This is a genomic window from Achromobacter sp. GbtcB20, from assembly GCF_019091095.1.
In the GTDB taxonomy this organism is placed as follows: Bacteria; Pseudomonadota; Gammaproteobacteria; order Burkholderiales; family Burkholderiaceae_B; genus Achromobacter; species Achromobacter mucicolens.
Genome location: NZ_JAGXJZ010000225.1, coordinates 1 through 476, shown reverse-complemented (window position 1 = coordinate 476; position 476 = coordinate 1). Strand labels below are relative to the sequence as shown.

Below are 476 nucleotides of genomic sequence, written 5' to 3'. Positions count from 1 at the left end.
GTCTGGGACCACCCGGAACTGGCGGCCGGCGGCATGACCGCCGCCGCGGCATCGAGCGACGCCGCGGTCGCCGCGGCCGGCGCCACCGCCAATATCGCCCAGCCGGGGTTCGCGGTCGACCACCAGGGGCGCATCCAGTTCCCGTTCGCCGGCCTGCTGCCGGTCGAGGGCCTGACCGAGGAGCAGGCGCGCGCGCTGCTGACGCAAAAGCTGGCCAAGTACATCGCCAACCCGAACATCACCCTGCGCGTGCAGGCCTATCGCAGCAAGCGGGTCTACATCGACGGCGAGGTGAAGGCGCCCGGCCTGCAGGCGATCAACGACATCCCGATGACCCTGGTCGAAGCGCTGAACCGTGCTGGCGGCCTGTTGCCCTCAGACGACCAGAGCCGCCTCGCGCTCGAGCGCGGCGACATCCGCTACAGCATCAACCTGCGCGAGCTGGTCCAGAAAGGCATCAACCCCGGGAACGTGAT

At 69.7% G+C, this 476-nt stretch carries 1 protein-coding gene; it reads left to right on the top strand.

Going from position 1 to position 476, the window contains the following annotated elements; all coding sequences use genetic code 11:
• Positions 1 to 476, top strand: a 476-nt coding sequence (locus KVT32_RS28710) for a polysaccharide biosynthesis/export family protein (protein ID WP_217619271.1), incomplete at both ends; no start/stop codon positions are given.